The sequence below is a fragment of the Streptomyces sp. M41(2017) genome, from assembly GCF_002078175.1.
GTDB lineage: Bacteria > Actinomycetota > Actinomycetes > Streptomycetales > Streptomycetaceae > Streptomyces.
In genome coordinates this window covers 557958-583395 of the sequence record NZ_MWFK01000001.1, presented here as the reverse complement: position 1 = coordinate 583395, position 25438 = coordinate 557958, and the positions used below count along the sequence as shown (strand labels likewise).

Annotated in this window: 21 protein-coding genes; 8 read left to right on the top strand and 13 right to left on the bottom strand. The window is 72.1% G+C overall.

Annotated elements, in window-relative coordinates; genetic code table 11:
- Positions 1-23: 23 nt before the first annotated feature.
- The 4 genes from B0675_RS41270 to B0675_RS02735 all read left to right on the top strand — a co-directional run bounded on the left by B0675_RS41270 (position 24) and on the right by B0675_RS02735 (position 3702).
- Positions 24-176, top strand: coding sequence for a hypothetical protein (locus tag B0675_RS41270; protein WP_179165229.1), 153 nt, complete (start codon positions 24-26; stop codon positions 174-176).
- 446 nt (positions 177-622) lie between these two features.
- A complete protein-coding gene (locus B0675_RS02745) occupies positions 623-1816 on the top strand; it encodes a helix-turn-helix domain-containing protein (RefSeq protein ID WP_081221553.1) in 1194 nt (397 codons plus the stop codon).
- A gap of 228 nt (positions 1817-2044) precedes the next feature.
- Positions 2045-2818, top strand: a complete 774-nt coding sequence (locus B0675_RS02740) for an IclR family transcriptional regulator (RefSeq protein ID WP_081217127.1) — start codon at positions 2045-2047, stop codon at positions 2816-2818.
- Entirely contained in the window at positions 2815-3702 is an 888-nt protein-coding gene (locus B0675_RS02735; RefSeq protein WP_081217126.1) for an SMP-30/gluconolactonase/LRE family protein, read from the top strand. Before B0675_RS02740 ends, B0675_RS02735 begins: the two co-directional genes overlap by 4 nt.
- A 15-nt stretch (positions 3703-3717) precedes the next feature.
- Here the strand turns inward: B0675_RS02735 and B0675_RS02730 are convergent, their stop codons facing one another.
- From B0675_RS02730 to B0675_RS02680, 11 genes are all read right to left on the bottom strand, one after another.
- On the bottom strand, positions 3718-6705 hold the full coding sequence (locus tag B0675_RS02730; protein ID WP_081217125.1) for a beta-galactosidase: 2988 nt from the start codon (positions 6703-6705) through the stop codon (positions 3718-3720).
- A gap of 241 nt (positions 6706-6946) precedes the next feature.
- Positions 6947-7510, bottom strand: a complete 564-nt coding sequence (locus B0675_RS02725) for a BLIP family protein (RefSeq protein WP_081217124.1) — start codon at positions 7508-7510, stop codon at positions 6947-6949.
- Positions 7511-7653: 143 nt separating this feature from the next.
- The gene (locus B0675_RS02720; protein WP_241539682.1) at positions 7654-8916 is read right to left on the bottom strand and encodes an extracellular solute-binding protein; all 1263 of its coding nucleotides are present in this window, start codon (positions 8914-8916) and stop codon (positions 7654-7656) included.
- Positions 8917-9162: 246 nt separating this feature from the next.
- A complete protein-coding gene (locus tag B0675_RS02715; RefSeq protein ID WP_081217123.1) occupies positions 9163-10881 on the bottom strand; it encodes a histidinol-phosphate transaminase in 1719 nt (572 codons plus the stop codon).
- A gap of 161 nt (positions 10882-11042) precedes the next feature.
- Entirely contained in the window at positions 11043-12191 is a 1149-nt protein-coding gene (locus tag B0675_RS02710; protein WP_081217122.1) for an aldose epimerase family protein, read from the bottom strand.
- Between the two features lie 54 nt (positions 12192-12245).
- A complete protein-coding gene (gene mmsB, locus B0675_RS02705) occupies positions 12246-13490 on the bottom strand; it encodes a multiple monosaccharide ABC transporter permease (RefSeq protein ID WP_081217121.1) in 1245 nt (414 codons plus the stop codon).
- Positions 13487-15037 carry a multiple monosaccharide ABC transporter ATP-binding protein gene (mmsA, locus tag B0675_RS02700; RefSeq protein WP_081217120.1) on the bottom strand — a complete coding sequence of 517 codons (1551 nt, stop codon included), beginning with the start codon at positions 15035-15037 and terminating at the stop codon, positions 13487-13489. The genes mmsB and mmsA overlap by 4 nt, the downstream gene beginning before the upstream one ends.
- Positions 15038-15069: 32 nt before the next feature.
- Positions 15070-16182, bottom strand: coding sequence for a multiple monosaccharide ABC transporter substrate-binding protein (gene chvE / locus B0675_RS02695; RefSeq protein WP_179165228.1), 1113 nt, complete (start codon positions 16180-16182; stop codon positions 15070-15072).
- Positions 16183-16239: 57 nt separating this feature from the next.
- Positions 16240-17220 carry a hypothetical protein gene (locus tag B0675_RS02690; protein ID WP_081217118.1) on the bottom strand — a complete coding sequence of 327 codons (981 nt, stop codon included), beginning with the start codon at positions 17218-17220 and terminating at the stop codon, positions 16240-16242.
- 120 nt (positions 17221-17340) lie between these two features.
- Positions 17341-18345, bottom strand: a complete 1005-nt coding sequence (locus B0675_RS02685) for an alcohol dehydrogenase catalytic domain-containing protein (protein ID WP_081217117.1) — start codon at positions 18343-18345, stop codon at positions 17341-17343.
- Positions 18342-19499, bottom strand: coding sequence for a mandelate racemase/muconate lactonizing enzyme family protein (locus B0675_RS02680; RefSeq protein WP_081217116.1), 1158 nt, complete (start codon positions 19497-19499; stop codon positions 18342-18344). Before B0675_RS02680 ends, B0675_RS02685 begins: the two co-directional genes overlap by 4 nt.
- Positions 19500-19812: 313 nt before the next feature.
- Here B0675_RS02680 and B0675_RS41265 point away from each other — a divergent pair, with 313 nt between their 5' ends.
- On the top strand, positions 19813-20694 hold the full coding sequence (locus B0675_RS41265; protein ID WP_179165227.1) for a hypothetical protein: 882 nt from the start codon (positions 19813-19815) through the stop codon (positions 20692-20694).
- An 86-nt stretch (positions 20695-20780) separates the two neighbouring features.
- Here the strand turns inward: B0675_RS41265 and B0675_RS02665 are convergent, their stop codons facing one another.
- Positions 20781-21230, bottom strand: a complete 450-nt coding sequence (locus tag B0675_RS02665; protein ID WP_081217113.1) for a MarR family transcriptional regulator — start codon at positions 21228-21230, stop codon at positions 20781-20783.
- Positions 21231-21372: 142 nt separating this feature from the next.
- Between B0675_RS02665 and B0675_RS02660 the strand changes: the two genes are divergently transcribed.
- From B0675_RS02660 to B0675_RS02650, 3 genes are all read left to right on the top strand, one after another.
- Positions 21373-22395, top strand: a complete 1023-nt coding sequence (locus B0675_RS02660) for an NADP-dependent oxidoreductase (RefSeq protein ID WP_081217112.1) — start codon at positions 21373-21375, stop codon at positions 22393-22395.
- 170 nt (positions 22396-22565) lie between these two features.
- Positions 22566-22985, top strand: coding sequence for an organic hydroperoxide resistance protein (locus B0675_RS02655; protein WP_081217111.1), 420 nt, complete (start codon positions 22566-22568; stop codon positions 22983-22985).
- Between the two features lie 150 nt (positions 22986-23135).
- Positions 23136-23948, top strand: a complete 813-nt coding sequence (locus B0675_RS02650) for an EI24 domain-containing protein (RefSeq protein ID WP_081217110.1) — start codon at positions 23136-23138, stop codon at positions 23946-23948.
- A 23-nt stretch (positions 23949-23971) separates the two neighbouring features.
- Here the strand turns inward: B0675_RS02650 and B0675_RS02645 are convergent, their stop codons facing one another.
- The gene (locus tag B0675_RS02645; protein WP_107482545.1) at positions 23972-25270 is read right to left on the bottom strand and encodes a pyroglutamyl peptidase; all 1299 of its coding nucleotides are present in this window, start codon (positions 25268-25270) and stop codon (positions 23972-23974) included.
- Positions 25271-25438: the final 168 nt, after the last annotated feature.

Genomic DNA, 25438 nt, shown 5'->3' with positions numbered 1-25438 from the left:
CCGACAGAGAGGCTGACCCTGCGATGTCCAGACTGCTCGCCGTGGCGCTCACCGTCGCGGCCTCCGCCGCCCTCGCCGTGGGTGCCGCACTCGGTATCGTCGCGCTCCTCGACGCGACCCCCGACCAGCCGAACACCCCACTGATCACGTATCAGAACGCCGCCCGGGAGCGCTGACCGTGCCGAGCCGCAGAGGCACCCGGCCGGCGCCGTCACGACAGCCCGAAGTGCCGCGGCCCCCGTGGCGGGCAGGATCCGGCGTCGTCCCCGCGGAGTCCCCGCCCCGCCAGGACGGGACCGGGCCCCCCGGCCCGGCCGGAGAGCGGCCGGGCGGGCCCCCGTCCGATCCCGAACGACCTGCCGACCCCGACCCCCCGGTCGATCGTGAACGGCCGGCGGATCCCGGCGGGCCGGCCGCCCGCGACGCCGGACCCGGTGAGCCGCCCGGCTCCGGCGGAGCGCGCGCCGGTCGCGGACCCCGGCGGAGCGGGACCGACCCGCCCGGACGTGAAGGTCCCGGCACGGAAGACACGGCATCCGGTCCGGGTCCCGCCGCGTCCGGGGCCGGCCGCACACCGGCCGCCCGCGCCGGAGCCGCCCCGGCCCGCTCCGCCTGGCACGACGTGCCGCGCCGCCAGGTCCGGCAGTTCGCCACCATCGCCATGGCCGAGGCGCCCGGGCTCGCCGAGGAGATCCTGCGCGAGATCCGCAGGGAGTACCCGCACCTGCCGCTCGTGCTCGACGACTTCGGCGAGCCGATGGCCCTCGTCGGCATCCGCCGCGCCATCGAGGTCTTCGTGCAGCACCTCGGAACGGCCGAGGGCCGCCCGCGCGTCCACCCCGAGGTCTTCCAGGAGTTCGGCCGGGGCGAGGGCCTGCACGGCCGCAGCCTCGACTCCCTCCAGGCCGTCTACCGGCTCGGTGTCCGGCTCGCCTGGCGGCGGTTCGCGGAGATCGGGCAGCGCGTCGACATGCCGCCCCCGGCGATGTACGAACTGGTCGACGCCGGATACGAGTACCTCGACGGCCTCGTCGACCAGTCCGTACGCGGCTACGCCGAGGCCGCCGCCCGGCAGGCCGGGGAACGGCTGCGCCTCCAGCGGCGCCTGATGGAACTCCTGCTCTCCGAACACCCCCGGGGCGACCTCGCCGAGGGCCTCGCCGAACGGGCCGCCCGGGTCGGCTGGCCGCTGCCCGGCCGGCTGGCCGTCGGTGTCCTGCTGCGGCCGGCCCGTGAGGCGGTCGCGCCCGCCGTCGGCCAGAGCGTGCTGCTCGACATGGAGTACGAGCAGCCGCGCATGGTCGTGCCCGAACCGGACGCGGCCGGCCGGCCCGAACTGCTGCACCGGGCGCTGACCGGCTGGTCCGGCGCGCTCGGCCCGCCGGTCCCGCTCGCCGACGCCGCGAAGTCGCTGCGCTGGGCCGAGGCCGCCGTGGGCCTCATGGAACGCGGGCTGCTCCCCGGCGGCGAGGTGCTGCACTGCACGGAGCACACCGAGGCACTCGTCCTCCTCCAGCCCGAGGAGCTGATCGACGACCTGGCCCTGCGCTGCCTGGAACCGCTCGCCCACTGCGGGCCCACGCACGGCAGACGGCTCGCGGAGACCCTGCTGGCCTGGCTGGAGACGCGCGGCGGCGCCCCCGAGGTCGCGGCCCGGCTCGGCGTCCACCCGCAGACCGTCCGCTACCGCCTGCGCCAGATCAGGGAACTGTGGGGCGACGAGATCGACGACCCGGACCGGCGGTTCGAACTCGAACTCGTCCTGCGGGCCCAGCGGCTGCGCGGCGTACTGGGCGACCCCCGGACCCGCCGCTGAACCCGGTGCCCGCGTCGGCGGCCACGCCCCGCCCGACCGGGCCACCGGACCCGGCCACCGCCCCGCCCACCGGGCGCGGCCGCCCCGCCCGGCCCACGTGTCCCGCCGCCGCGCGCCCTCACCGGGGACCCCGCCCCACCCATTGCCCGCCCAAGCCCACTATGACTAGCCTGTGTTCGTCATGCCGATCGTCTGTTGAAATTTCGAACATATGGGAGGGGGCCGGCTGTGGGACGCCTCGTACCTGCCGTGACCCGGGCTCTGGACATCCTGGAACTCTTCCTCGACGGGGACGGCACGCTCTCCGCCCCCGACATCGTGCGCCGGCTCCGGCTGCCGCGCACCACCGTGCACGAACTGGTCACCACGCTGTGCGCCCGCTCGTACATCGTGCAGGTGCCGGGGCAGCCGGGACGCTATCGCCTCGGCGTCCGGCCCTACCAGCTCGGCAGCCGGTACGCCGAGCAGCTCGACCTCGCCGCCGAGGGCCAGCAGGTGGCGCGCTCCGTCGCCGAGACCTGCGACGAGACCGTGCACGTGGCGATCCTCGAAGGGGCCGATGTCATCTACATCGCGAAGGTCGACTCCACGCACGCCGTACGCATGGTGTCCGCGGCCGGCCGGCGTCTTCCCGCGCACTGCACCTCCGTCGGCAAGATGCTCCTCGCCTCCCTGCCCGAGCAGCAACTGGCCGCGCGGATCCCCGACGACGCCGACCTCGTCGCCATGACGCCCAACAGCATCACCGAACCGGGAGCCCTGCGCGAGGCCCTCGCCGGGATCCGCAGCCGCGGGGTCGCCGTCGAGAACCAGGAGTCCAACCCGGACGTGAGCTGTGTCGCCGCCCCGGTCCGCGACCGCACGGGACAGGTCGTCGCGGCGCTCTCCATCTCCGTGCCGATGATCCGCTGGAGCGACGAGCGCCGCGCCGAACTGGAGCAGCTCGCCGCGAAGGGCGCGGCCGAACTGTCCGAGCGCCTCGGCCACCGGAGCGCGGGATGACGGCCGTCGAGGTCGCGGTCCGCGCGCACGCCGCGCTCGGCGAGGGCCCCACCTGGGACAGCGCCGCCGACCGCCTGATCTGGGTCGACATCCTCGGCTCCCGCGTCCACACCTACGAGCCCGCCACCGGCCGCCGTACGGTGCTGGCCACCGAGCAGCACGTGGGCGCGGCCAAGCCCCGTGCGGGCGGCGGCCTGGTCGTCAACCTCCGTGACGGGGTGGGCCTCTACCCGCCGGCGGCTTCCGGCGGCTCCACCGGCGCCGGCGGACCCGCGGGCGGGCCGGCACCGTTCCGCTGGCTGCACCACGACCCCGTCCCGGGACGCCGGGCCAACGACGCGGCCGTCGCCCCCGACGGCTCGCTGTGGTGCGGAACGATGCGCTACGACGAGGCCCCGGGCGGCGGCACCCTCACCCGGATCGCGCCCGACGGCACGGTCCGCCCGCTCCTCGACGACGTCGCCGTCAGCAACGGCACCGGCTGGAGCCCGGACGGCCGCCGCGTCTACTACGTCGACTCGCCGACCCGCCGTATCGACGTGTTCGACCTGGACGACGACGGACTCCCGGTGAACCGGCGGGCGTTCACGGCCGTCGAGGACGGTTTCCCCGACGGTCTGACGGTGGACGCCGAGGGCGGTGTCTGGGTGGCCCTCTGGGACGGCGGGGCGGTCCGCCGCTACACCCCGGACGGCGCGCTCGACCGGGTCGTTCCGCTGCCGGTCCGCCGCCCCACCGCCTGCGCCTTCGGCGGTACCGGCCTCACCGACCTCTACATCACCACCGCCCGCACCGGCCTGGCGCGCCCGCACCCGCTGTCCGGCTCCCTGCTGGTGGTCCCGGGAGCCGGAAAGGGCCTGCCGCAGCCGCCGTTCGCCGGATAGCGCCGGCCGGCGGGCCTACCGCACGGCGCCGGGGGAGTCGACCGGGGCCACCGGCACTCCGCCGGCCGCGCTGCCCAGCAGGGTCAGTTCCACCCGCCCCGGACCCGCCGGGGTGGTCCCGTCGGACAGCACGGCGAGGGCCAGCGTGTTGGAACCCCGGGTGCGCAGCACCCCGTTGGGCAGGACGAACGTGTGCTGGGGGCCCACGTCGTTGATGTACTGGCCCATGTTCCAGCCGTTCAGGAAGATCTGGACGCGGTAGGCACGGGACGGGTCGTCGGTGAGGGTGAGGCCGATCGACGCGTCCACGCCGCTCTCGACGGCGAGCCGGAACCCGGTGCGGTACCAGGTGACGCCCTGCCGCTTCTCGGCGCGCGGGAGGTCCACGAGCTTCCAGCCGCCGTCGGCGAACCCGGGCAGATGCCAGCCGTGCCGTTCTCCGTGCAGGCCACCGTTGTTGAGCGGTCCGCGCACCCGGTCGGGCGCGCCCTCGCCCTGGATGCGCCAGTCGATCGCCGGGGCCGCCCCCGCGAAGGTGACGGCCGTGAGTCCGCGGGCGGCCTTGTGGCTGTCGTCTGCCCTGCCGTCCTCGTCGTGCTGCATCCGGCGCACCAGCACGGACAGCACGTGGGAGCGGCCGGGCCGCGGCCGGACCGGGAAGGTCGCGGTGGCCGACCAGGTCCCCTGCCGCACCGTCTTCCTGTCGGGCACCGGCATCCGGTGCGTGCCCAGCGGTTCGCCGTCCAGCCAGGCCATCAACAGGCCCTGGGCGCCCGCGACATAGGAGAGCGCGACGGACTCGGCGTCGCCCCCGGCACCCTCGTCATCGAAGTGCCCCCGGTACCAGACGTCTCCGTAGTGGAAGCCGTAGTCGTCGGCGAACAGCACCGGCTGCCCGGCGGGGACGGGGGTGACGCTGTGCGTGGTCCTCCGGTCGGCGACCCGCCACGCCGAGTCGTCGAGGTCGGCGGCGGACTCGGGGTTCTCGGCGGACCGGCGCCAGGTGGTCAGGGCGGGCAGTCGCACCGACGGCACCCCGGGCAGCCGCTGTTCGGCGCGCAGGCTTCCCGAGGTGGTGGTACGGGTCCGCAGCGTGCCCTGGTTCCAGACGAGTTCCTCCGTCCCGCGGGGCCCCCACACCTCCAGGTCCGCCGCGTCCACGGTGTCCCCGGTGAGGTGGAGGGTGCTGCCGCGCAGGGCCGCCGTGCGCAGCAGTGCCGGCCCGCGCACCAGGACCGGGCCCGAGGGGGTGTCGTACCGCCACAGCCGGCGGGAGCTCTCGTCGTCGGCGAGCAGCAGCAGGAGGGGGGCACCGACGCCGCCGCCCTCGACCAGGACCCGGGTGACGCCGTCCAGCCGGGCGTCGATCCGCAGCACCCCGTCCTCGAAGCCGTGCCGTGCCGCGCCGTCCAGCACGGTGACCGTCGGTTCGCTCGCCGCTTCCAGGCAGGTGCGGGTGGATTCGCCGGAGCGGCCGGTGAACACGGCGATGTCCTGGCGTCCGGCGGTCAGGCGGAGCATCGGCTGGGCCGTCGAGTACCGCAGGGTGCGCCGCCCCAGGGAGATCCCGGTGACCAGGAGCCGTGCGTCGAGACCGGGCACCGGCACCGGAACGGTCGTCCCCGCGAGCGGCACCGAGGCCACCGCCTCGGCGGCCGAGTCGTTGCGCAGCACGTGGACATGGGCCTTCGTGTCCGGGTTGACCAGGTGGTAGGCCTTGATGCCGAGGTCGGCGCCCAGGTCGTCGGCCGGGATCGCCTCGGCCCGGTCCAGCTTCGCCAGCTCCGGCACGGAGTGCAGCAGCTGGCCGATCTGGTGCATGGGGGTGAGCTTCTCGGTCGGCTGCCGCCCCTCGTCGAGGGCGGCCCCGTAGTCGTACGAGGTGTAGACGATCGGGGCCGGCAGCCAGCCCCAGGACGTGCCGCCGAAGGTCATGTAGACGTTGTGGACGGTGATGCCGTTGGCGAGGTTGGTGAGGTAGAACCGGCGTTCGTAGGCGGCGTCTCGGGTGCGGCGGGACTCCGCGTACCCCTTGCCGTCGAACTCGGCGCCGCCCCACGGGTCGAACCAGCCGCCGCCGAACTCGGGGATGAACCCAGGGGTGTCGGGGCTCGCGGTCGCGCCGCCCTTGGTGCCGCCGATGCCGAAGTGGCCCCAGTCCGGCGGGGTCTTGAAGGGCGACGGGTAGCCGTCGAAGCCGTACAGATAGCGGCCCCGCTCGCCGCCGGTGTCGAAGGTGCCCGGCGCCCAGTGGCCGTTGCGGCCCTTGTCGTTGTGGAAGAGCGGCACGTCGATGCCGTCGGCCCGGACCTTCGCGTAGAGGTGTGCCATGTAGTCGCGGCCGGCGGGCTCGGTGACGTGGTTGTCGTACTCGTTCTCCAGCTGGTAGAGGACGACCGTGCCCCCGCCGTCGGTGTACTGGTGGCGGGAGACGATCCGGTCGACGGCGGTCAGCCACTGGTCGACGTGCTTCAGGTACGTCGGGTCGGAGGTGCGGGCCATGCCCGGCGTGGCGGTCAGCCAGCCGGGGAAGCCGCCCGCGTCGACCTCGGCGTTGATGTAGGGGCCGGGGCGCAGGATGACGTACAGCCCCGTCTCGGCGGCGGTCCGCAGGAACAGGTCGAGGTCGCGTACCCCGGTGAAGTCGAACGTGCCCGGAGCGGGCGAGTGGTAGTTCCACGCGACGTAGATGCTGACGGTGTTGTAGCCGTGGGCGCGCAGCTTCTGCAGGACGTCCCGCCACAGGGACGGGCTCGGCAGCCGGAACGGGTGGACCTCGCCGGACCAGATCACCAGACGCCGGCCGTCCACGAGCATCGAGTAGCGGTCGAAGCCGACGGTGTGTCTCCGGCCGTCGGCCCCGGGCGGCGCCGGAGCGGGTCCGGTGGGTGCGAGGGCCGTCCTTCCGGCCGCGCTCGCCACGTCGCTGCCGCTGCCGCCGAGGGAGAATCCGAGTGCGGCGGTGCCGGCGAGTGCGCTGAAGGTACGTCTGCTCAACACCATGCGGGTCCTCCCGGGGACGGCGATGGGATCCCCCCGGCCGGGCCGGGCCCGAGCACCCGGGGGTGGGTGCGGCCATTGTCCACACAGGCAGGTCATTTCATGGTCATATGAGGTTCCCGGCGCGGGGGGATTACGCGGTATGGGCGTTACGGGGTGACGCCGCCGCCCGCCGGACGACGGCATCCCCCTCTCCCGCGCACGCCCCGCGGCACCCTCCCGGAGGCCGGGAATCGCCGGACCGTCAGGAGAGGTGGTACTGCCGGCGGGCGGTCAGGCCGCCGTCGGTGAACGTGAAGTGGGCGTCGGGCGGGAAGAGGCCGTCGGCGGCGGTGCAGTAGAACTCCTCGACGTGGCCGTTGGTCGCCGGCCAGTTCGGGTACCCCTCGCGCCGCAGGACGCAGGAGTCCTCCGACACGACGGACCACACCTGCGCCTCGGTCATGCCGAGCCGCGTCCCGTCGTACTGCGCGAGCGTCACGGACGGCGCCTTCACCTCCAACAGGAACTCACTGCGCTTCTCCCGCATCCGGCCGTCCGCGGTGAACGAGAAGCCGCCGTAGGGCGCGTAGTCGCTCGACTCGGCCCAGCACATCACGCTGTCCCCGAAGAGCCCGCCGGTCTCGCACGCCTGGGAGCCGCCGCCGATCTGCCAGACCTGGTCCTTCGTCATGCCGAACTGGATCTGGCGGTATCTCTCGGGGGTGAACCCCGAGTACGCCTGCGCGCTCGTGGCGGCCCCGAGCACCGCGGCACCCGCCGCGACGGCCGCCACCGCGAGACGCCACTTCTTCGCCCTCGTCGTCATCCCTGCTTCTCCTCGCTCGCCGTGCACGTCGTACCGACGGGCGGGACGCTAACGACCGCCGGTCTCCGGCCGGTCTTCCGGCCGCGGACCCGTGACGGGGAGCGGGCTGAGCGGGTGGGACGGAGGGACGGGTGCCGGCCGGTTCAGCGGGCCGTCCTCGCTATCGACGTCAGGACCGCCTCCGGGTCGCCGCCCGGGGCGACGGCCGCGCCGACCCTCGACCGGATCGAGGCCGACACCCTCGACCAGTCCGTCTCGGCGAGCGGGTACAGGTCCATGCCGTCCAGGGCGTCGAGGCCGTGCCACAGGGCGCTGTAGCGGCGGTCGGCGCGCAGGTCCGCGGCCACCGTCGCGGTGACCGGGAGCAGCTGGTACTCGGTGGCCTGCTCGCGGACGTACTTGTCGCCGTACAGGAAGTCGAGGAACGCGCCGGCCTCCTCGCGGTGTCCGCCCTGTTCGAACGCGACGACCCAGTCGGCGGTGCCCATGGTCGGCACCTCCTTGCCGGTGCTGCCGGGCAGCGCGACGGTGCCGTACGGCACGTTCTGCGACGAGTCGTCGATCTGCCGCATCAGTGAGAGCGGGGCGTTCACCATGCCGGCCTCGCCGTCGGCGAAGGCGGCCAGCGCCGCGCTCCGGTTCAGCCTGCCGGGTGCCACCGGACCGGTGAGCCCGGGCTCGACGAGGTTCGTCCTGAGCCAGGTGAGCGCCGAGACGTTGGCCTCGGAGACGAAGTCGTAGCCGCCGGCGGCGCCGGTGTAGCCGCCGCCGCCCGCCAGCAGCCATCCCAGCGTCTCCGCCTCGGCCTCCTCGGACCCGAACGGCAGCGCGATCGGGTACTTCACGCCCTGGGCCTTCAACGCCCGGGCGTCCGCGGCGAGTTCCTGCCAGGTGGTGGGGGCGTCGAGACCGGCCCGCCGGAACAGGTCCTTGTTGTAGTAGAGCAGCCGGGTGCTCGCGGTGAACGGCATCGCGTACTGGATGCCGTTCACCTTTCCGGCGTCCGCGAGGCTGCGGACGAACCCGGCCTGCACGGGGATCGAGAGCACCTCGTCGGCGGAGTAGAGCCGGCCGGCGGCCGCGTACTGGGCGAAGCTGCCGCTCTGCACGATGTCGGGCGCCTTGCCGCGCTTCACCAGCGCGGCGACCTTCGCGTCCACGGTGTCGGCCGGGTAGACCGTCGTCACCACCCGGATGCCGGGGTGGGCGGCCTGGAAGGCGAGTCCGACGCGGTCCCAGTAGCCCTGGGAGTTCTTGTGGACGCTGTCGCCGTAGTTGGTCGCGACGACGGTCAGCGTGGTGGTCCCCGCGTCCTCCGTCCCCTGTCCCGTCCCGCAGCCGGCCGCGCTCGTCGTGAGGCCGAGCGCGGCTGTCACCGTCACCAGGATCCGGGTACTGCGACGCACGGCCACCACCTCTGTTCCAGCCACGCTCGACGCGCGTAGACGAAGAGCGTCGATCGTAGGCCCGGAGGCGGGTGGCGCACAGGGCCCGGCCGGTTGCGTTTTGGTTCCGGCGGTGTGTCGGCCCCGGCGCACGTCGAGGGGGGTGCGGAGCGGGAGGGTGTCGGCGGGCCCCGGCCGCGATCCGGGAGCCGGAGCGCGGACGTGGTACGGAGCGGGACGCCGAAGGGCCCGTCGAGGGTGGCCTGTTCAGCCTGCCTGGTTGTAGAGCATCGCGCCGACGGCTCCCCAGCCGCCGGTCGACTGCGACGGGGGAGGGGGTTCGGGCTGGGTCCTGCCGCGCACCTGGGCGGCGGTCAGCCCGCCCTGCGCGCCGAGCGACGCGGCGTTCGCCATGCCGGGCATGCCCGTCTGCGCGGCGGCCGGCTGGAGTCCGGCCGGCTGGGCCGGGGCGGGCATGGCGACCGGCGGCATCTGGGCGGGCATCGCGCCCGGGCCCTGGGCCGGCGCGGGCCAGGTACCGGGCTGCGGCACGCCCTGGGGCGCGGCCTGCGGGGCGGCGTAGGCGGCGGCCGCGAACGGCTGCGGAGCGGGGCGGGGCGGAGCCGCCGCGGGCTGCTGGTCGGGGAAGATCACGGCGGCGGCGGGCCGGACGGGCGGAGCGGGCGGCAGGACGGGCGCCGGCGCGGCGGCGGGCGCGGGCCGGACCTGGGGAGTCGTCCCGGGCCAGGCACCCGCCTGGGCGGCCAGCCCCTGCATCCCGGCGCCGTTGGTGGCGCCGACCAGACGGTCGACGGCCGCCGTACCCGAGCTGTAGCCGGTCCCTGTGCTCAGCTCCGGTACGGCGGCACCCCTCCTGGACCCGTAGAGCACCTGCTCCAGGCCGGACACCAGGCGACGCACGTCGGCCTGGGGGCGCACCACGAGTCTCAGGAAGCGGCTGGACGAACCGATCTTGTTGCCGCACTCGCGGACCAGGATGCGGTGCTCGGTGAGCATCCGGTCCCGGACCACGGTCCCCTCGGCGCCCACGGGAAGGCGTACGAAGAGGAAGTTGCCCTGGGAGGGATAGACCGTCAGACCGGGCAGCGCGGCCAGTTCGCGGGCCATGTCGAGCCGGTCGCGGCGGACCATGTGGAGGCTCTCCATGTATTCGGCGCCGTGCTCCTTGAGCATGAACACCACGGTCTCCGCGAAGGAGTTGAGGTTCCACTTGGGCAGCATCGAGCGGACCTTGCCGGCCAGCGCGGGGTTCGCGACCATGTACCCGAAGCGGATGCCGTGCAGCCCGAAGTTCTTGCCGAGGCTGCGCAGCACGATGACGTTGGGCCGCATCACCGCGTCCTCGACGACGCTCGGTTCGGACTCGGCGTCGGCGAACTCCAGGAACGACTCGTCGATGACGATCAGGTCCAGGTCCGCCATCGCGTCCATGAACTGGATGACGGACTGCCGGGGCAGGAAGCCGCCGTCGGGGTTGTTCGGGTTGCACAGGACGGCGACCCGGGTGCCGCGGGCGCGGATGAACTTCGCGTAGGCGGCGAGGTCGAGGGCGAAGCCGGTGGACTCCTGGAGCGGGAACATGTCGACCCGCTTGCCGGTCTCCATGGGCTGGTCGGTCCAGCGGCCGAACGTGGGGACGGGGATGGCGAGGGACTCGCGGACCAGCAGGTGGTCGATCCAGGTGATGAGCTCGGTGGAGCCGTTGCCCATCGCGACGCACTGCGGCGGGAGCTGGAGCAGCGAGCACAGCTCGGCGGTGATGGTGTCGGCGCTGCTCGGGTAGTAGGTGATGATCTCCCGCAGCCGGCCCGCGAGTTCGTCGAACATCGCGGGGGTGGGGAAGTACGGGTTGCACGGAATGCAGAAGTCCACGGGTCCGGCTCCGTCACCCTCCCGCGTCAGTGCGGCCATCGACGGGCTGTGCGCCGCGGTGCCGCGAAAGAGCGAGGTGACATTGCCTGCCATGGAACCTCCGTAGGGGGCGGGCCCGCTGGGGAGGACGGACCCTCGGACGTGGGGTGGCCCGTGCGGGGGAGCACGGGCCGCCCTTCCATACGGATACGGAGGTGGCGCTGTTCAATCGGCGGGAAATCGTGTGGACCCGGTGAACCGGTGGTGAAGGCCGGTCACGGACCGAAGGTGTGCACGGTGCTCGTCCGGTACGTCCGCCCCGGTCGCAGCACCGTCGAGGGGAACGACGGGTGGTTCGGGGAGTCCGGGAAGTGCTGGGTCTCCAGACACAGCGCGTCGCCCTGGCGGTAGAGGTGACCGCTGGTGCCGAGCAGGGTGCCGTCCAGGAAGTTGCCCGAGTAGAACTGCAGGCCCGGCTCGGTCGTCGAGATCCTGAGGGTGCGCCCCGAGGACGGGTCGCGCAGCGTCGCGATGTGCTCGGGCCGGGCGGAGATCCCCTTGTCGAGGACCCAGTTGTGGTCGATGCCCTGGCCGTACAGGAGTTGCTGGTGGCCCACCCGGATGTCCTCGCCGACCGTCTTGGCGCGGCGGAAGTCGAACGGTGTGCCCGCGACCCGGGCCAGCTCGCCGGTCGGGATGAGGCCCGCGTCGACCGGGGTGTAGCGGGCGGCGGCGATCTCCAGCTCGTGCTCGTAGACCGAGCCGCTGCCCTCACCGGCGAGGTTCCAGTACACGTGACTGGTGAGGTTGACGACGGTGGCCCGGTCGGTGGTCGCCTCGTAGTCGACGCGCCAGTCGCCGTGCCGGTTCAGGGTGTAGGTGACCTCGGTCCGGAGGGTGCCGGGGTAGCCCATCTCGCCGTCGGCACTGGTGTAGCGCAGGACGAGCCCGACGTCGGTGCCGGAGGTGAAGCCGGCGACGTCCCAGACGCGTTTGTCGAAGCCCTGGGCGCCGCCGTGCAGGCTGTTGACGCCGTCGTTGACGGAGAGCTGGTGGGTGGTGCCGTCGAGCGTGAACCGCCCCTTGGCCACCCGGTTGCCGTACCGGCCGATCAGCGCCCCGAAGTAGGGGCTCTTCGCGACGTAGTCGTCGAGACCGGCGAAGCCGAGGACGACGTTGCGGTACCGGCCGTGCCGGTCGGGGATCTCCAGGGACTGCACGATCCCGCCGTACGACAGGACCTTCAGGCGTGTGCCGCCGTTCTCCAGCGACCACCGGTGGACCTTCGTCCCGTCGGCGAGTCTGCCGAAGAGTTCCCTGGCGGGCCCGCCGCCCGCGGAGGCGTGCGCCGTTCCGGCACCGGCGGCGGCCGTGAGGCCCGCCGCCGTTGCCGCTGCGATGACCGTACGTCTGCTCATGTCCATGTGCGGCTCCTGCACTGGAAGGGGCCCCGCCCGGCCGGGCGGGGCCCGGCCGACTTACGAACCGACCTTGCGCTTGTTCCACACGTCGAAGCCGACCGCCGCGAGCAGGACCAGGCCCTTGATGACCTGCTGCCAGTCGCTGCCGACGCCGACGAGGTTCATGCCGTTGTTCAGCACGCCCAGGACGAGACCGCCGATGATCGCGCCGAGGACCGTGCCCACGCCGCCGCTCATCGACGCGCCGCCGATGAACGAGGCCGCGATCGCTTCGAGTTCGAAGTTCAGACCGGCCTTGGGCGAGGCCGCGTTGAAGCGGGCGGCGAAGACCAGACCCGCCAGGGCAGCGAGCATGCCCATGTTCAGGAAGACCAGGAAGGTGACCTTCTTGTCCTTCACGCCCGACAGCTTCGCCGCCGGGAGGTTGCCGCCGATCGCGTAGATGTGCCGGCCGATGACCGCGTTGCGCATCAGGTAGCCGAAGCCGGCGACCAGGACACCGAGGATCAGCAGGACCACCGGAGCGCCCTTGTAGCTGGCGAGCAGCAGGGTGACGGTGAACACCGCCGCGATCAGCGCGACGAGCTTGAGCAGGAAGAGGTTCCGGGGCAGGACGTCGAGGGAGAACTCCTGCTGCCGCTTGCGGTCGCGGACCTCCTGGAACACCACGAAGGCGATCAGCGCGATGCCCAGCAGCAGCGTGAGGTTGTGGTAGTTCGTGTCGGGTCCGACCTCGGGCAGGAAGCTGTTGGCGACCTTCTGCAGACCCTCGGGGAACGGGCCGATCGTCTGGCCCTTGAGGAAGATCTCGGTCAGGCCGCGGAAGGTCAGCATGCCCGCGAGGGTCACGATGAACGACGGTATGCCGAGGTACGCGATGAGGAAGCCCTGCGCGGCGCCCGCCGCCGCGCCGATGGCCAGGCACAGCACCAGGGCGAGCGGCCAGGAGAGGTCGTGGTCGACCATCAGTACGGCGCCGATCGCGCCCACGAACGCCGTCAGCGAGCCGACCGAGAGGTCGATGTGGCCGGCGATGATGACGAGCATCATGCCGATCGCGAGGATCAGGATGTAGCTGTTCTGCAGCACCAGGTTGGAGACGTTGCGGGGCAGCAGCAGGTCGCCGTCGGTCCACACGGCGAACAGCACCACGATCAGACCGAGGGCGAACAGCATGCCGTACTGCCGCATGTTGCGGCGCATGCCGTCCAGCATCAGCCGGAGCAGGCTCTCTCCCGTGTCCGAGCCGCTCCTGCCGGCCGGCGCGGGGGCCGGCGTCTTGGCGGTCACATCCGTGCTCATCGGCTTACCTCTTTGTCCTTTGTCATCTGACGCATCAGCGATTCCTGCGAGGCCTCCGCCCGCGAGAACTCACCCGTCAGCCGTCCCGCCGCCATCGTGTAGATGCGGTCGCACATGCCGAGCAGCTCCGGCAGCTCGGAGGAGATGAAGACGACCGCCTTGCCCTCGGCCGCCAGCCGGTCGATGACCGTGTAGATCTCGAACTTGGCGCCCACGTCGATCCCGCGGGTCGGCTCGTCCAGGATCAGCACCTCGGGCCCCGCGAAGATCCACTTGCTGAGGACGACCTTCTGCTGGTTGCCGCCCGACAGCTTGCCCACCGGCTCGAAGACGGTCGGCGCCTTGATGTTCATGGAGGTGCGGAAGCCCTCGGAGACCTGCCGCTCCTCGTGCTCGTCGACGATGCCGCGCCGGGCGACCTTGCCCAGGGAGCTGAGCGTGATGTTGCGGTTGATCGTGTCGATGAGGTTGAGGCCGTAGTGCTTGCGGTCCTCGGTGACGTACGCGATCCCGTGCCCGACCGCCTGGGACACGGTCTTCGTGCGGACCTCCTCGCCGTCCCTGAGCACCGTGCCGCCGGCGTAGCGGCCGTAGGAGCGCCCGAAGACGTTCATCGCCAGTTCGGTGCGCCCGGCGCCCATGAGTCCGGCGATGCCGACGATCTCCCCGCGCCGCACGGAGATCGACACGTCGTCGACCACCTTGCGCTGCTGGTCGATCGGGTGGAACACGGTCCAGTCGCGGATCTCCAGGGCGGGCGCGGCGCCCGCCTCGGGGTGGTGCGGGGTCCGTTCCGGGAAGCGGTGTTCCAGGTCGCGGCCGACCATGCCGCTGATGATCCGGTCCTCGGTGGTCTCCGCCGCCTTCACGTCGAGCGTCTCGATGGTCCGCCCGTCGCGCAGGATGGTCACCGAGTCCGCGACCCGCTCGATCTCGTTCAGCTTGTGGGAGATGATGATCGAGGTCATGCCCTGGTTCTTCAACTCCAGGATGAGATCCAGGAGTTTGCCGCTGTCCTCGTCGTTGAGGGCGGCGGTCGGCTCGTCCAGGATGAGCAGCTTCACCTTCTTCGACAGCGCCTTCGCGATCTCGACGAGCTGCTGCTTGCCCACGCCGATGTCCGCGACGCGGGTCTGCGGGTTCTCGTCGAGCCCGACCCGCCGCAGCAGTTCGGACGCGTGCCGCAGCGTCTCGGTCCAGCTGATGAGTCCGCGGGTGGCGTGTTCGTTGCCGAGGAAGATGTTCTCCGCGATGGAGAGGTACGGAACCAGGGCCAGTTCCTGGTGGATGATCACGATGCCGTGCTGCTCACTGGCCCTGATGTCCTTGAACGTGCAGACCTCCGACTCGAAGAGGATGTCCCCCTCGTAACTCCCGTGCGGGTGAACGCCGGAGAGGACCTTCATCAGGGTCGACTTGCCGGCGCCGTTCTCCCCGCAGATGGCATGGACCTCGCCCTGCTGGACGGTCAGAGTGACGTCCGACAGCGCCTTGACGCCGGGAAAGGTCTTGACGATCGAGCGCATTTCCAGGACGGGTCCCGCCATGGTCGTGCCTTCCAATCAGTAGGGGGCGGCGGTTACTTGAGGTCGGTGGCCTTGTAGTAGCCCGTGGTGACGAGCTCCTTCTCGTAGTTGGACTTGTCGACGCTGACCGGCTGCAGCAGGTACGCGGGGACGACCTTGGTGCCGTTGTCGTAGGTCTTGTCGTCGTTGATCTCGGGCTTCTTGCCCTTGAGTGCCGCGTCGACCATGTTCGAGGCCACCGTCGCCAGCTTGCGGATGTCCTTGTAGACGGTCTGCGTCTGCTCGCCCCTGATGATCGACTTCACCGACGCGAGTTCGGCGTCCTGGCCCGTGACGACCGGCAGCGGCTTGCTCTTGGAGCCGTAGTCGTCCGACTTCAGCGCCGAGAGGATGCCGATCGAGATGCCGTCGTAGGGCGACAGCACGGCGTCGACGTGCTCGCTCTTGTACGACGAGGTGAGGATGTCGTCCATGCGCTTCTGCGCGGTGCCGCCGTCCCAGCGCAGCGTGGTGACCTGGGTGAGGTTGGTCTGCCCGGACCTCACGACGAGCTGCTTCTTGTCGATGTAGGGCTGGAGGACGTTCATCGCGCCCTGGAAGAAGTACTTCGTGTTGTTGTCGTCGTTGGAGCCGGCGAACAGCTCGATGTTGAACGGCCCCTTCTTGCTGCCGTCCTTCAGGCCGAGCTTGTCGACGATGTAACCGCCCTGCAGCTCACCGACCTTGGTGTTGTCGAACGACGCGTAGTAGTTGACGTTCTTGCTGCCGAGGATCAGCCGGTCGTAGGAGATCACCGGGATCTTGGCGTCGGCGGCCTGCTGGAGCACGTTGTTCATCGACTTGTTGTCGATGGCGGCGATGATCAGCGCCTTCACACCCTGCGTGATCATGTTCTCGATCTGCGAGACCTGCTGGTCCGGGTCGTCCTCCCCGTACGCCAGCTTGGTCTTGTAGCCCTTCGACTGGAGGTTCTTGACCACGTTGTTGCCGTCGGCGATCCAGCGCTCGGACGACTTGGTCGGCATCGAGATGCCGATCGTGGCGCCCTTCGTGCTGCCCCCCTTGTCGTCACTGCCGCCGTCGCTGTCCTGTCCGCAGGCGGACAGGGTGAGGGCGAGGGAGGCGGCACCGGCGATGGCGGCGATGGCGGCTCTGCGGTTGCGCATGATGATCAGTCCTTGTTCTTCTCGTCGTTGAGAGAGGGCAGCGGGTGGTGCGGCGGGTCAGAGCGGGGTGACATCGGTGGGAAAGCGGTGGAGCGGCCCGGGCGTGCGGGAACCGAGCGGCGCCATGTCGCCGTCCGCGCCGTGCCGGGCGAGCAGGTCGAGCGCGAGCCGGCCGCGCCGGACGCGCTCCCGGGCGGTGCTCAGGGTCAGGTCCCGCAGATGGGTGCCGTACGGGTAGATCCCGGGGGCCTTGGACAGCCCGAACTTCAGATAGAGCGGTGCGCCGCGCCGGATCAGCTCGGCGACCTCGTACATCCGCACGTACCCGCCGAGGTCGTCGGGGGCCTCGATGTACAGGTCCATGGGGGCGGCGGAGATCCGCCGGATCTCGGTGAGGTGGCCGAGCGTCAGGTCGCTCGGCACGTTGACCGAGTCGGCGCCGAGGTGCTCGTACACCGCGTACGCGGCCGGGTTGACCGGGCCGATCAGCGCCGAGACCTTGAGGGTGGTGTCCGCCGGGAGGATCCCCGCGGTGCGCGCCCGGTGCAGCGTCCACAGCACCCCCTCGTCCGCGACGAGCAGGCACTTCACCCCCAGCTCGGTGGCGCGGACGGCGTCCTCGACGCAGCCGGCGACCGCGTCGTGGCCGCGGGCACGCAGCCCGCCGCCGCGCGAGTCGGTGCGGACCGAGGCGCCGATGTCCCAGGTACCGCGCGGGCCGGTGAACAGGCAGAGCTCGATGTCGCGTTCACCGGTGGCCTCGACCATCTCGGTGATCTCGGCGTCGGTGAGCATCCAGACACCGCTGCCCTGGCTGATCCGGTGGATCGGCACGTCGAGCCGCGAGGACTCCTTGAGAACCGCGGCCAGCGCCTCGGGGCCCTCGACGGAGGGCACCTCGGTGCGCCAGCGGCCGCCTCCCGGGAAGGTGTGCGGCGAGGTGTCGGCGGGCGAGAGGGCGGGCGCGCCCAGGCCCAGCGCGGCGAGCGCCCGCTCGCCGGGTCGCCGGGCCGCCGTGGGAGAGGCATCGGTCGTCACAGGCTGTCCTTCACGTTCGATATTTCGGACAAGGTTCGCGTCTTGGGGTGTGCGGAGACCCGGGGAGTACGCCGGCGCGGGACTGTCAGGAAGCCCCGCACCGGCGTACGGCTCGGGTGGTCACGGTTTCAGCAGGACCTTGCCGACCTCGGGGTCACCGGACCCCACCAGCTCGATCGCCTCCGCGAACGCGGCGAGCGGCAGCTCGTGCGTCACCAGGGGCGTCGGGTTCAGCAGTCCGGCGCCGAACACCCGGACCGTGTGCGCCCAGGCGTCCGGCGGTGCCCCGAACACGGTGTGCACCTCCAGCTGCCGTACGACCAGGTCGGTCGGGTCGAGCCCCTCCGCGCCCGGCGCCGGGATCCCCGTGAGGACCAGGCGTCCGCCGCGCCGCAGCAGGGAGGCGGCGGTGCGCGCGGCGGACGCCGATCCGGCGGTCTCCACGACGACGTCGAAGCCGCCGGGGAGTTCCTCGTCTCGGGTACGGAAACCGGTGGCGCCGAACTCCTTGGCCAGCGCGGCCCGGTCGGGGCGGGTGCCCACCACGAGCAGCTCGGCGGGGGAGCCGGCCCGGAGGAACTGCACCGCGAACATCCCGAGCGTTCCGGTGCCCACCACGGCCACCCGCTCACCGGGCAGCGCGTTCGCCTTGAGGGCGGCGGCCGCGATGCAGGCGGCCGGCTCCAGCAGGGCGGCGGCGGTCAGGTCGGCGGCGTCGGGCAGTACGTGGAGCAGCCGTGCCGGGAGCGTCAGCGTGGCCGCCATCGCGCCGGGAACGGTGAAGCCGGTCTCCTCGTACCCCGCCGTGCACAGGGTCGTCTCGCCCGCGTGGCAGCGGTCGCAGACCTGGCAGTTGCGGAAGCCCTCGCCGACGACCTTGCGGCCGGTGAGCGTCGCGGGGACACCGGCTCCGACGTCCTCCACGGTCCCGGACCACTCGTGCCCGGGAGTGAGGGGGTACCGCACGTATCCTTCGGGCCGGTTGCCCTGGTAGACCTCGCGGTCGCTGCCGCAGATGCCGACCGCGTGCACCCGCACGAGCGCCTCGCCCGCCGCGGGCCGCACCGGCTCGTGCGGGACCAGCCGGTGCTCGCCCGGCCCGTCGACGACGACCGCGGTCCTCACGCGTTCCCCTTGGGCCTGCGCTGCTCCCAGCCGTCCGCCCAGAGGTCGAACCGGGCCTGCTGCTGGGGGAACTCGGCCGCCGCGTCGACGTCCAGCTCGACGCCCAGACCGGGTTCGTGGGACAGCTCGAAGTAGCCGTCCACGACCTGCGGGGCGCCCTTCACGACCTTCTTGATCTCCGCGTCCGCGAAGTCGTTGAAGTGCTCCAGGATCTTGAAGTTCGGTGTGCTGAAACCGACTTGGAGGGAGGCCGCGGTCAGGACCGGACCGCCGACGTTGTGCGGCGCGACCAGCACGTAGTGGGCCTCGGCGGTGGCGGCGAGCTTGCGGGTCTCCCAGATGCCGCCGATGTGGCCGACGTCCGGCTGGATGATGTCGACGGCCTGGCTCTCGAAGAGTTCGCGGAACTCGATCCGGTCGTGGATCCGTTCGCCGGTGGCGACCGGGATGTCGACCTTGGCGGCCACCTTCTCCAGTGCCTTGAGGTTCTCCGGCGGCACCGGCTCCTCCAGCCACGCGGGCTGGAACGGCGCGAGCTCGCGGGCCAGCCTGACCGCGGTCGACGGGGAGAACCGGCCGTGCATCTCCAGCATCAGCTCGGTCTCCGGGCCGATCGCGTCGCGCACCGCCTCGATGAGCGACACCGAGTAGAGCGTGGCCTCGTGGTCCAGCTCGAAGTGGCCGGTGCCGAACGGGTCGATCTTCAGGGCCCGGTAACCGCGCGCGACGACCTCCTGGGCGGCCTTGTGATAGGCCTCCGGGGTCCGCTCGGTGGTGTACCAGCCGTTCGCGTACGCCTTGACCCGGTCGGTCACCTTGCCGCCGAGGAGCTGCCAGACGGGCACCCCGAGCGCCTTGCCCCTGATGTCCCAGCAGGCCATCTCGATGACGGCGATACCGGACATCACGATCTCGCCGGCGCGACCGTAGTCGCCGTACTTCATCCGGCGGACCAGGTCCTCGACAGCGAACGGGTCCGAGCCGAGAATGTGGTTGGTCCGGGCCTCGTGCAGGTAGCCGATCAGCGCGTCGGTGTGGCCCAGCATCCGGGTCTCGCCGACTCCGGTGATGCCCTCGTCGGTGTGCACCTGGACGTAGGTCAGGTTCCGCCAGGGTGTCCCGACCACGTGTGTGGTGATTCCCGTGATGCGCACGGCAGTTGCCCCCTGTGCTTCTCTGTTCGAAATTTCGTCACACGTTCGAAATGCTGGCGTGACAGTAGAGACGCGGCCCGGGGGGTGTCAATGGTTCGCGCAGAGAACGGTTTCGGCGGGCCTCGCGCGGGACAGTGTCGTGCGGCGGGACCGCGCATCGGGGGAGGCCTCGCGCGGGCGGCGCCGGTGGTGCGGATGGAGGGAAATGGCCGGGGGTGTCGCGTACCGCCATGCCGGAACTCCGGGTTCCGCACAGAACTTTCACAGGCGCGCCTAGGAACGTTACCGAGGGCGAACTTAGTCTTCCCGCGTCATGGACTACTGCCACGCGTGCCGACGGCACCTCAACGGCGCCCTTGCCTGCCCCGGGTGCGGCACCCCGGTCGAGGGCCTCCGCGCCGAAGCACCCCGGGTCTCCGCCGAACGGCCCGGCGCGCGGGAGCGGGACGCCGACCCGGTCTACGGTGCCGTCTACGACGGAGGGGTCGCGTACGACCAGGGAGCCGTCCACGACGACGGCACCGCGTACGACGGCACCCTCTACGGGGACGGCACCGCACACGAGGACGGCACCACATACGACGACGGCGTCTCCCGCGGTGCCGACTCCGCTCACGGCGACGGGAGTTCGCGTGATCCGGGGCATCCGGTCGGTCCGGGCGAGCCGGAGGGGCCGGACGCGGAGGGCGGTACCAGCCGCCGTGACCGCAAGGCCGCCGCGCATCGCAGGCGCCGCCGCCGCACCGTGTTCGTCGTGGCCGGCTTCGTCCTCGCCGCTGGCGGCCTGAGTCTCGCCGAACTCGGCGTCGACGCGCCCGGGTTGGGCCCCGGCCCGGCGGCGGCCGGCGGTGAGTCGCCCGACGGCTCGGCGGCCGAGGCGAAGGACGCCGCGCAGACGAAGGGCGGCACGCCGGGCCCCGGTGACGCCTCGGCCGGACGGACACCCGACGCCTCGGCCTCGCCCTCGGCCTCCGGTTCACCCACCGCGTCCGCGTCCGCGACGAGCGCGAAAGGCACCAAGGACGCCCAGTCGGCGACCGCGGGCACGCTCCCGGACCGGCCCTCGAAGACGGCGCCCGCCCCCTCGGCCTCCCGGACCTCGCCCCCCGCCACGACCGCCCCGACGACCTCGGCCCCGCCGCCGAACCCGGCTCCCTCGGAGACATGCAGCCGCTTCCTGTGGTGGTGCGCCTAGGATCTGGCGTCCGGATCGTCCCGGACCGCGGAGAGCGGGACTCCGGGGAACGGGTCCCGGAGCTCCCGGACCCGCGTGCGGGACGGTCAGAGCGCGGTGCCGTCCGGCTCCAGCATCCTGGAGAGCAGGTCGCGCAGGGTCAGCCGCTCCTGCTCCGACAGGCCGGCCAGGGGTTCGCGCGCGAACTTCAGGGAGTCGCGCAGGCCCCCGGCCACCGTGCGCCCCTCGGCCGTCGCGGCGGCCAGTTTCACCCGGCGGTCCGCCGGGTCGGGGCGCCGCTCCACCAGGCCCCGCGCCTCCAGCCGGTCCACGATCCCCGTGACGTTCGACGGCTCGCACCGCAGCTTCTGGGCCAGGCGGCGCATGGGCAGGGGCTCCAGCGAGAGCAGACTCAGCAGCCGCGCCTGCGCGCCGGTCAGGGCGTGCTCGGCCGCGGCGTCCTCGTACTCGTCGTGGTAGCGGGCCACGACCGTGCCGATCAGCTCGACGACCTCCATGGTCAAGGGGTCGATCCGGGGTCTCTTCTGGGTGGCCATGCCTCCGAGCGTACCCCGTTACTTGACATCATGAAATATTCAGGCGCATGGTTGTTTCAGGTAATGAAGTACTTGTTGCCGTGGACGAACCACCCCTGAACCGCCAGAGCCGCTCGCCCGTCACCGTGAAAGGCGCACCCTCATGTCCGAGACCCCCCAGCTCCCCGCCGTCAACCGTGAATGGCAGCTGGTCAGCCGTCCGGTCGGCTGGCCCAAGCCCGAGGACTTCGCCCTGGTCGAGGCCGAGGTGCGGCAGCCGGGACCGGGCCAGGTCCTGGTGCGCAACGCCTATGCGTCCGTCGACCCGTACATGCGCGGCCGCATGAGCGCCGCCAAGTCCTACGTCGCGCCCTTCGAGCTGGGGAAGACCATGCAGGGCGGCGCGGTCGGCGAGGTCGTCGCCTCGAACGCGGAGGGCATCGCCGTGGGCGACCACGTCCTGCACTTCCTCGGCTGGCGCGAGTACGCGGTCGTGGACGCCAAGCAGGCCGTCAAGGTCGACCCCGACGCCGCGCCGCTCTCCACGTACCTCGGCGTCCTCGGCATGACCGGCCTCACCTCCTACGCGGGGCTGCTGCGCGTCGCCGACTTCAAGGAGGGCGACGCGGTCTTCGTGTCCGGCGCGGCCGGCGCGGTCGGCAGCCAGGTCGGCCAGATCGCCCGGCTGAAGGGCGCCTCGCGTGTCATCGGCTCCGCCGGCTCCGACGAGAAGGTCAAGCTCCTGGTCGAGGAGTACGGCTTCGACGCGGCCTTCAACTACAAGAACGGCCCGGTCTCCCAGCAGCTCCGCGAGGCCGCACCCGACGGGATCGACGTCTACTTCGACAACGTGGGCGGCGACCACCTGGAGGCGGCGATCGGCTCCCTCAACCGGGACGGCCGCATCGCGATCTGCGGCATGATCTCCGTCTACAACAGCACCGAGGCCGTCCCCGGCCCGAAGAACCTGGCCCGCCTGATCCAGACCCGCGGCCGCATCCAGGGCTTCCTCGTCGGCGACCACTACGACCTCCAGCAGGAGTTCGTCCAGGAGGTCGGCGGCTGGGTCCGCTCCGGCGAGCTGAAGTACAACGAGACGGTCGTCGAGGGCATCGAGAACAACCTGGAGGCCTTCTTCGGCGTCCTGCGCGGCGACAACACCGGAAAGATGATCGTCAAGCTCTGACCTGCCCCGACCCGCGCCGACCTGCTCGGACGCGAAGGGTCCACCGCCCCCGGCCGCCCTCGGCGACCGGGGGCGGGCCTGTCGCTGAACTTCCGACATGCGATAACTTCTTTCCGAAGTCGTCGCGATCGTGGGCGCGAGTCGCGACCGGCCAAGGAGGAGCGCACCGTATGTCCATCCAGCAGTCCGAGGTCCTGTACACCGCAGTCGCCACCGCCGAGAACGGGCGGGACGGCCGCGTCGCCACCGACGACGGCAAGCTCGACGTCGTCGTCAACCCGCCGAAGGAGATGGGCGGCAGCGGCGCCGGCACCAACCCGGAGCAGCTCTTCGCCGCCGGGTACAGCGCCTGCTTCCAGGGCGCCCTCGGTGTCGTGGCCCGGCAGGAGAACGCCGACATCACCGGCTCGACCGTCACCGCGAAGGTCGGCATCGGCAAGAACGACGACGGTTTCGGGATCATCGTGGAGATCTCCGCCGCGATCCCGAACGTCGACGCCGGCACCGCCCGCGCGCTCCTGGAGAAGGCCCACCAGGTCTGCCCGTACTCGAAGGCGACGCGCGGCAACATCACCGTGACGCTCGCCTGACGGCGCCCGTCGCACGCCACGGAGGCCGCACCCCGGGACGCGGGGCGCGGCCTTCGCCGTGCGCGACGACGGATCCGGTGCCGCGCCCGGCGCAATCCGGTCGCCACCGCCCCGTGATGTCCCGCGCGGCACCCCGATAGGGTTCCCCCCATGCGCGATCTCGGGGTGGGTTTCGGTCATCTGTTGCGGGGCCAGCGATGGGTGGTCCGGCACGGCAAGCAGTACGGGTTCGGCCTGCTGCCCGGGCTCATCACACTCGTGCTGTACGCGGGGGCGCTGGTCGGGCTCGGCATGTACGGCGAGGACCTCGTCACCTGGTCCACCCCGTTCGCCGACCACTGGACCAGCCCCTGGTCCGGCCTCTTCCGCGGCTTCCTCACCGCCGTGCTGTTCGCCCTCGCGCTGCTCCTGGCCGTCGTCACCTTCACCGCCGTCACCCTGCTGATAGGCCAGCCCTTCTACGAGAACCTCTCGGAGAAGGTCGACCGTGACGTCTCCCCGGACGGCACGGCCCCCGAGTCGGGGCTGCCGCTCTGGCGGGAACTGTGGATCTCCGGCCGCGACAGTCTCCGGATCGTGGTGCGGGCCGCCGTCTGGGGCGTGCTGCTCTTCGCGCTCGGCTTCGTGCCCTTCGTCGGCCAGACCGCCGTCCCGGTGCTCGGTTTCTTCGTCACCGGCTTCTTCCTCACCGAGGAACTCGTCGCCGTCGCCCTCCAGCGCCGCCGGGTCGATCTGCGCGCCCGTCTCACCCTGCTCCGCTCCCGCAAGACGCTGGTCTGGGGCTTCGGCACACCGCTGGCCCTGGCGTTCGTCGTGCCGTTCGTCGCGGTGTTCCTGATGCCGGGGGCCGTCGCGGGCGCCACCCTGATGGCCCGGGACCTGCTCGGCGAGGAGACGGGCGAGGGCGCGAGCGACGCCGAGGTCTCCGCGGCGGCCGCGGCGGAGGAGACCGTCACCCCGTGACCGGGGGCCCCGGCCCGTCCGGTTCAGCCGAGCGACCGCCGCGCCGCGCCGACGGCGGGTGTCCCGGAACCCGCGGCCACCGTCAGGATCGCGCGCACCTGGGCGACGATGTCGAGGCGGTTGCGCACGAACGCGGGGTCCGTCACCGCCCCGCTCGCCGGATCCGTGTTCCCCGGCCCGAACTCCAGCACGGGCGTGTGGACATGGCCGCCCGGCAGGCTCGCGCCCAGGCCGAGACGGTCGCGCAGCAGGGTCGCCCGGTAGGCGATCTCGTTGGACAGGTAGTCCCCGCCGCCGCCCGAGCGGGCCTGTGATCCCGGGGTCGGTCCGTCGTCCCGGACGACCGGATCGGCGCCCCCGGCGGGGATCTCGGTCACCGCGGTGTGGTCGTAGACCGGGAAGCGCCCCGTCGGCGCGGCGACGATCCGCGCGTACGGGAGGGTCGTCGACGTCCACTGGGGCTGCGCGGCCGGGTCGGCCACCGGCACGGTCCCGGTGCTGGAGACGTTCTCGTTGTCCGGGAAGCCGCCCCGCCAGGCTCCGTTGGTGCGCTCCACGTCGAACCGGCCGACGCGGCCCTGGCTGACGGTCGTGAACAGGTCCACGTGCGGAAGGTACGGACCGAGGGCGCGCTCCACCGCGCCCTCGGCGAAGTCCCGCCAGCGGACGGGGAAGACGACGGCCTCCACCCGCGCGGGACCTTCCGCCGTCCGGATCGTCGTGCCGTCGAGGGCGAGAGCGGTCGCTCCGGAGGGGTTGGAGATCCGGACGTCCCGGTCCAGGGTGAACGGGTCGAACCCGGTGACGAGGATCCGCTTCGCCCGGTCGCGCGGCGGATAGCGTACGGCGTCCTGACCGCGTGAACCCCGCTCCAGGGCGTCGAGCAGACGGCCGCGGCGGGCGTCGGTCACCCCGAACGCGGGCTGCCACCGCCGGACTTCGAGGGTCATGCCGAGCCGGGCCCAGTACAGCGGCCGGTCGTCGTCCCGGCTCAGGTCGCCGCCCGCGGGGCCCCGCCCCTGGACCCGGTCGACCGCCCGCTGCCACAGGCGCGCACCCTGCCGCCGGACGATCCGCTCGGCCTGCGCGTACGACCCGGCCCGCGCCAGCGCCCGCGCGAACTCCGGTGCCACCGTGTCGAATCCGGAGCGCCGCAGGATCTCCTGCGGTGCCGCCCGGTCGAGCCGTCGCTCCTCGGCCGTGGGAACCCCGGTGGCGGTGGCGGTGGGCGCGGCCGGAAGGGCCGAGGCGGCGGGCGGTGCGGCGAACCCCGCCAGCAGTGCGAGCCCGAGGACCCCGATGCGAACGCGGAGACGATTCAAGGGAGTTCGGGCCTTCCGTCGCGTGGGGGTGCAGCCGGACGGCGCCGAGTATCCCGTGACGCGCGGGACGGGCGCCATGGCGCGGGGCCGATGTGGCCGAAGCGCGCCGGTCGTCCGACGGTGGAGTCGCTCACGGGGAGAACGCGGCCGCCGAGGTCCGCGGCGCGG

What these genes read in the sequence shown, in the direction of transcription:
- B0675_RS02715 (WP_081217123.1), bottom strand. Translation starts at nt 10,881, where the DNA reads ATGGCAGGCAATGTCACCTCGCTCTTTCGCGGCACCGCGGCGCACAGC.
- mmsA (WP_081217120.1), bottom strand. Translation starts at nt 15,037, where the DNA reads ATGGCGGGACCCGTCCTGGAAATGCGCTCGATCGTCAAGACCTTTCCC.
- B0675_RS41270 (WP_179165229.1), top strand. Translation starts at nt 24, where the DNA reads ATGTCCAGACTGCTCGCCGTGGCGCTCACCGTCGCGGCCTCCGCCGCC.
- B0675_RS41265 (WP_179165227.1), top strand. Translation starts at nt 19,813, where the DNA reads ATGGACTACTGCCACGCGTGCCGACGGCACCTCAACGGCGCCCTTGCC.
- B0675_RS02735 (WP_081217126.1), top strand. Translation starts at nt 2,815, where the DNA reads ATGACGGCCGTCGAGGTCGCGGTCCGCGCGCACGCCGCGCTCGGCGAG.
- B0675_RS02660 (WP_081217112.1), top strand. Translation starts at nt 21,373, where the DNA reads ATGTCCGAGACCCCCCAGCTCCCCGCCGTCAACCGTGAATGGCAGCTG.
- mmsB (WP_081217121.1), bottom strand. Translation starts at nt 13,490, where the DNA reads ATGAGCACGGATGTGACCGCCAAGACGCCGGCCCCCGCGCCGGCCGGC.
- B0675_RS02655 (WP_081217111.1), top strand. Translation starts at nt 22,566, where the DNA reads ATGTCCATCCAGCAGTCCGAGGTCCTGTACACCGCAGTCGCCACCGCC.
- B0675_RS02650 (WP_081217110.1), top strand. Translation starts at nt 23,136, where the DNA reads ATGCGCGATCTCGGGGTGGGTTTCGGTCATCTGTTGCGGGGCCAGCGA.
- B0675_RS02725 (WP_081217124.1), bottom strand. Translation starts at nt 7,510, where the DNA reads ATGACGACGAGGGCGAAGAAGTGGCGTCTCGCGGTGGCGGCCGTCGCG.
- B0675_RS02665 (WP_081217113.1), bottom strand. Translation starts at nt 21,230, where the DNA reads ATGGCCACCCAGAAGAGACCCCGGATCGACCCCTTGACCATGGAGGTC.
- chvE (WP_179165228.1), bottom strand. Translation starts at nt 16,182, where the DNA reads ATGCGCAACCGCAGAGCCGCCATCGCCGCCATCGCCGGTGCCGCCTCC.
- B0675_RS02730 (WP_081217125.1), bottom strand. Translation starts at nt 6,705, where the DNA reads ATGGTGTTGAGCAGACGTACCTTCAGCGCACTCGCCGGCACCGCCGCA.
- B0675_RS02710 (WP_081217122.1), bottom strand. Translation starts at nt 12,191, where the DNA reads ATGGACATGAGCAGACGTACGGTCATCGCAGCGGCAACGGCGGCGGGC.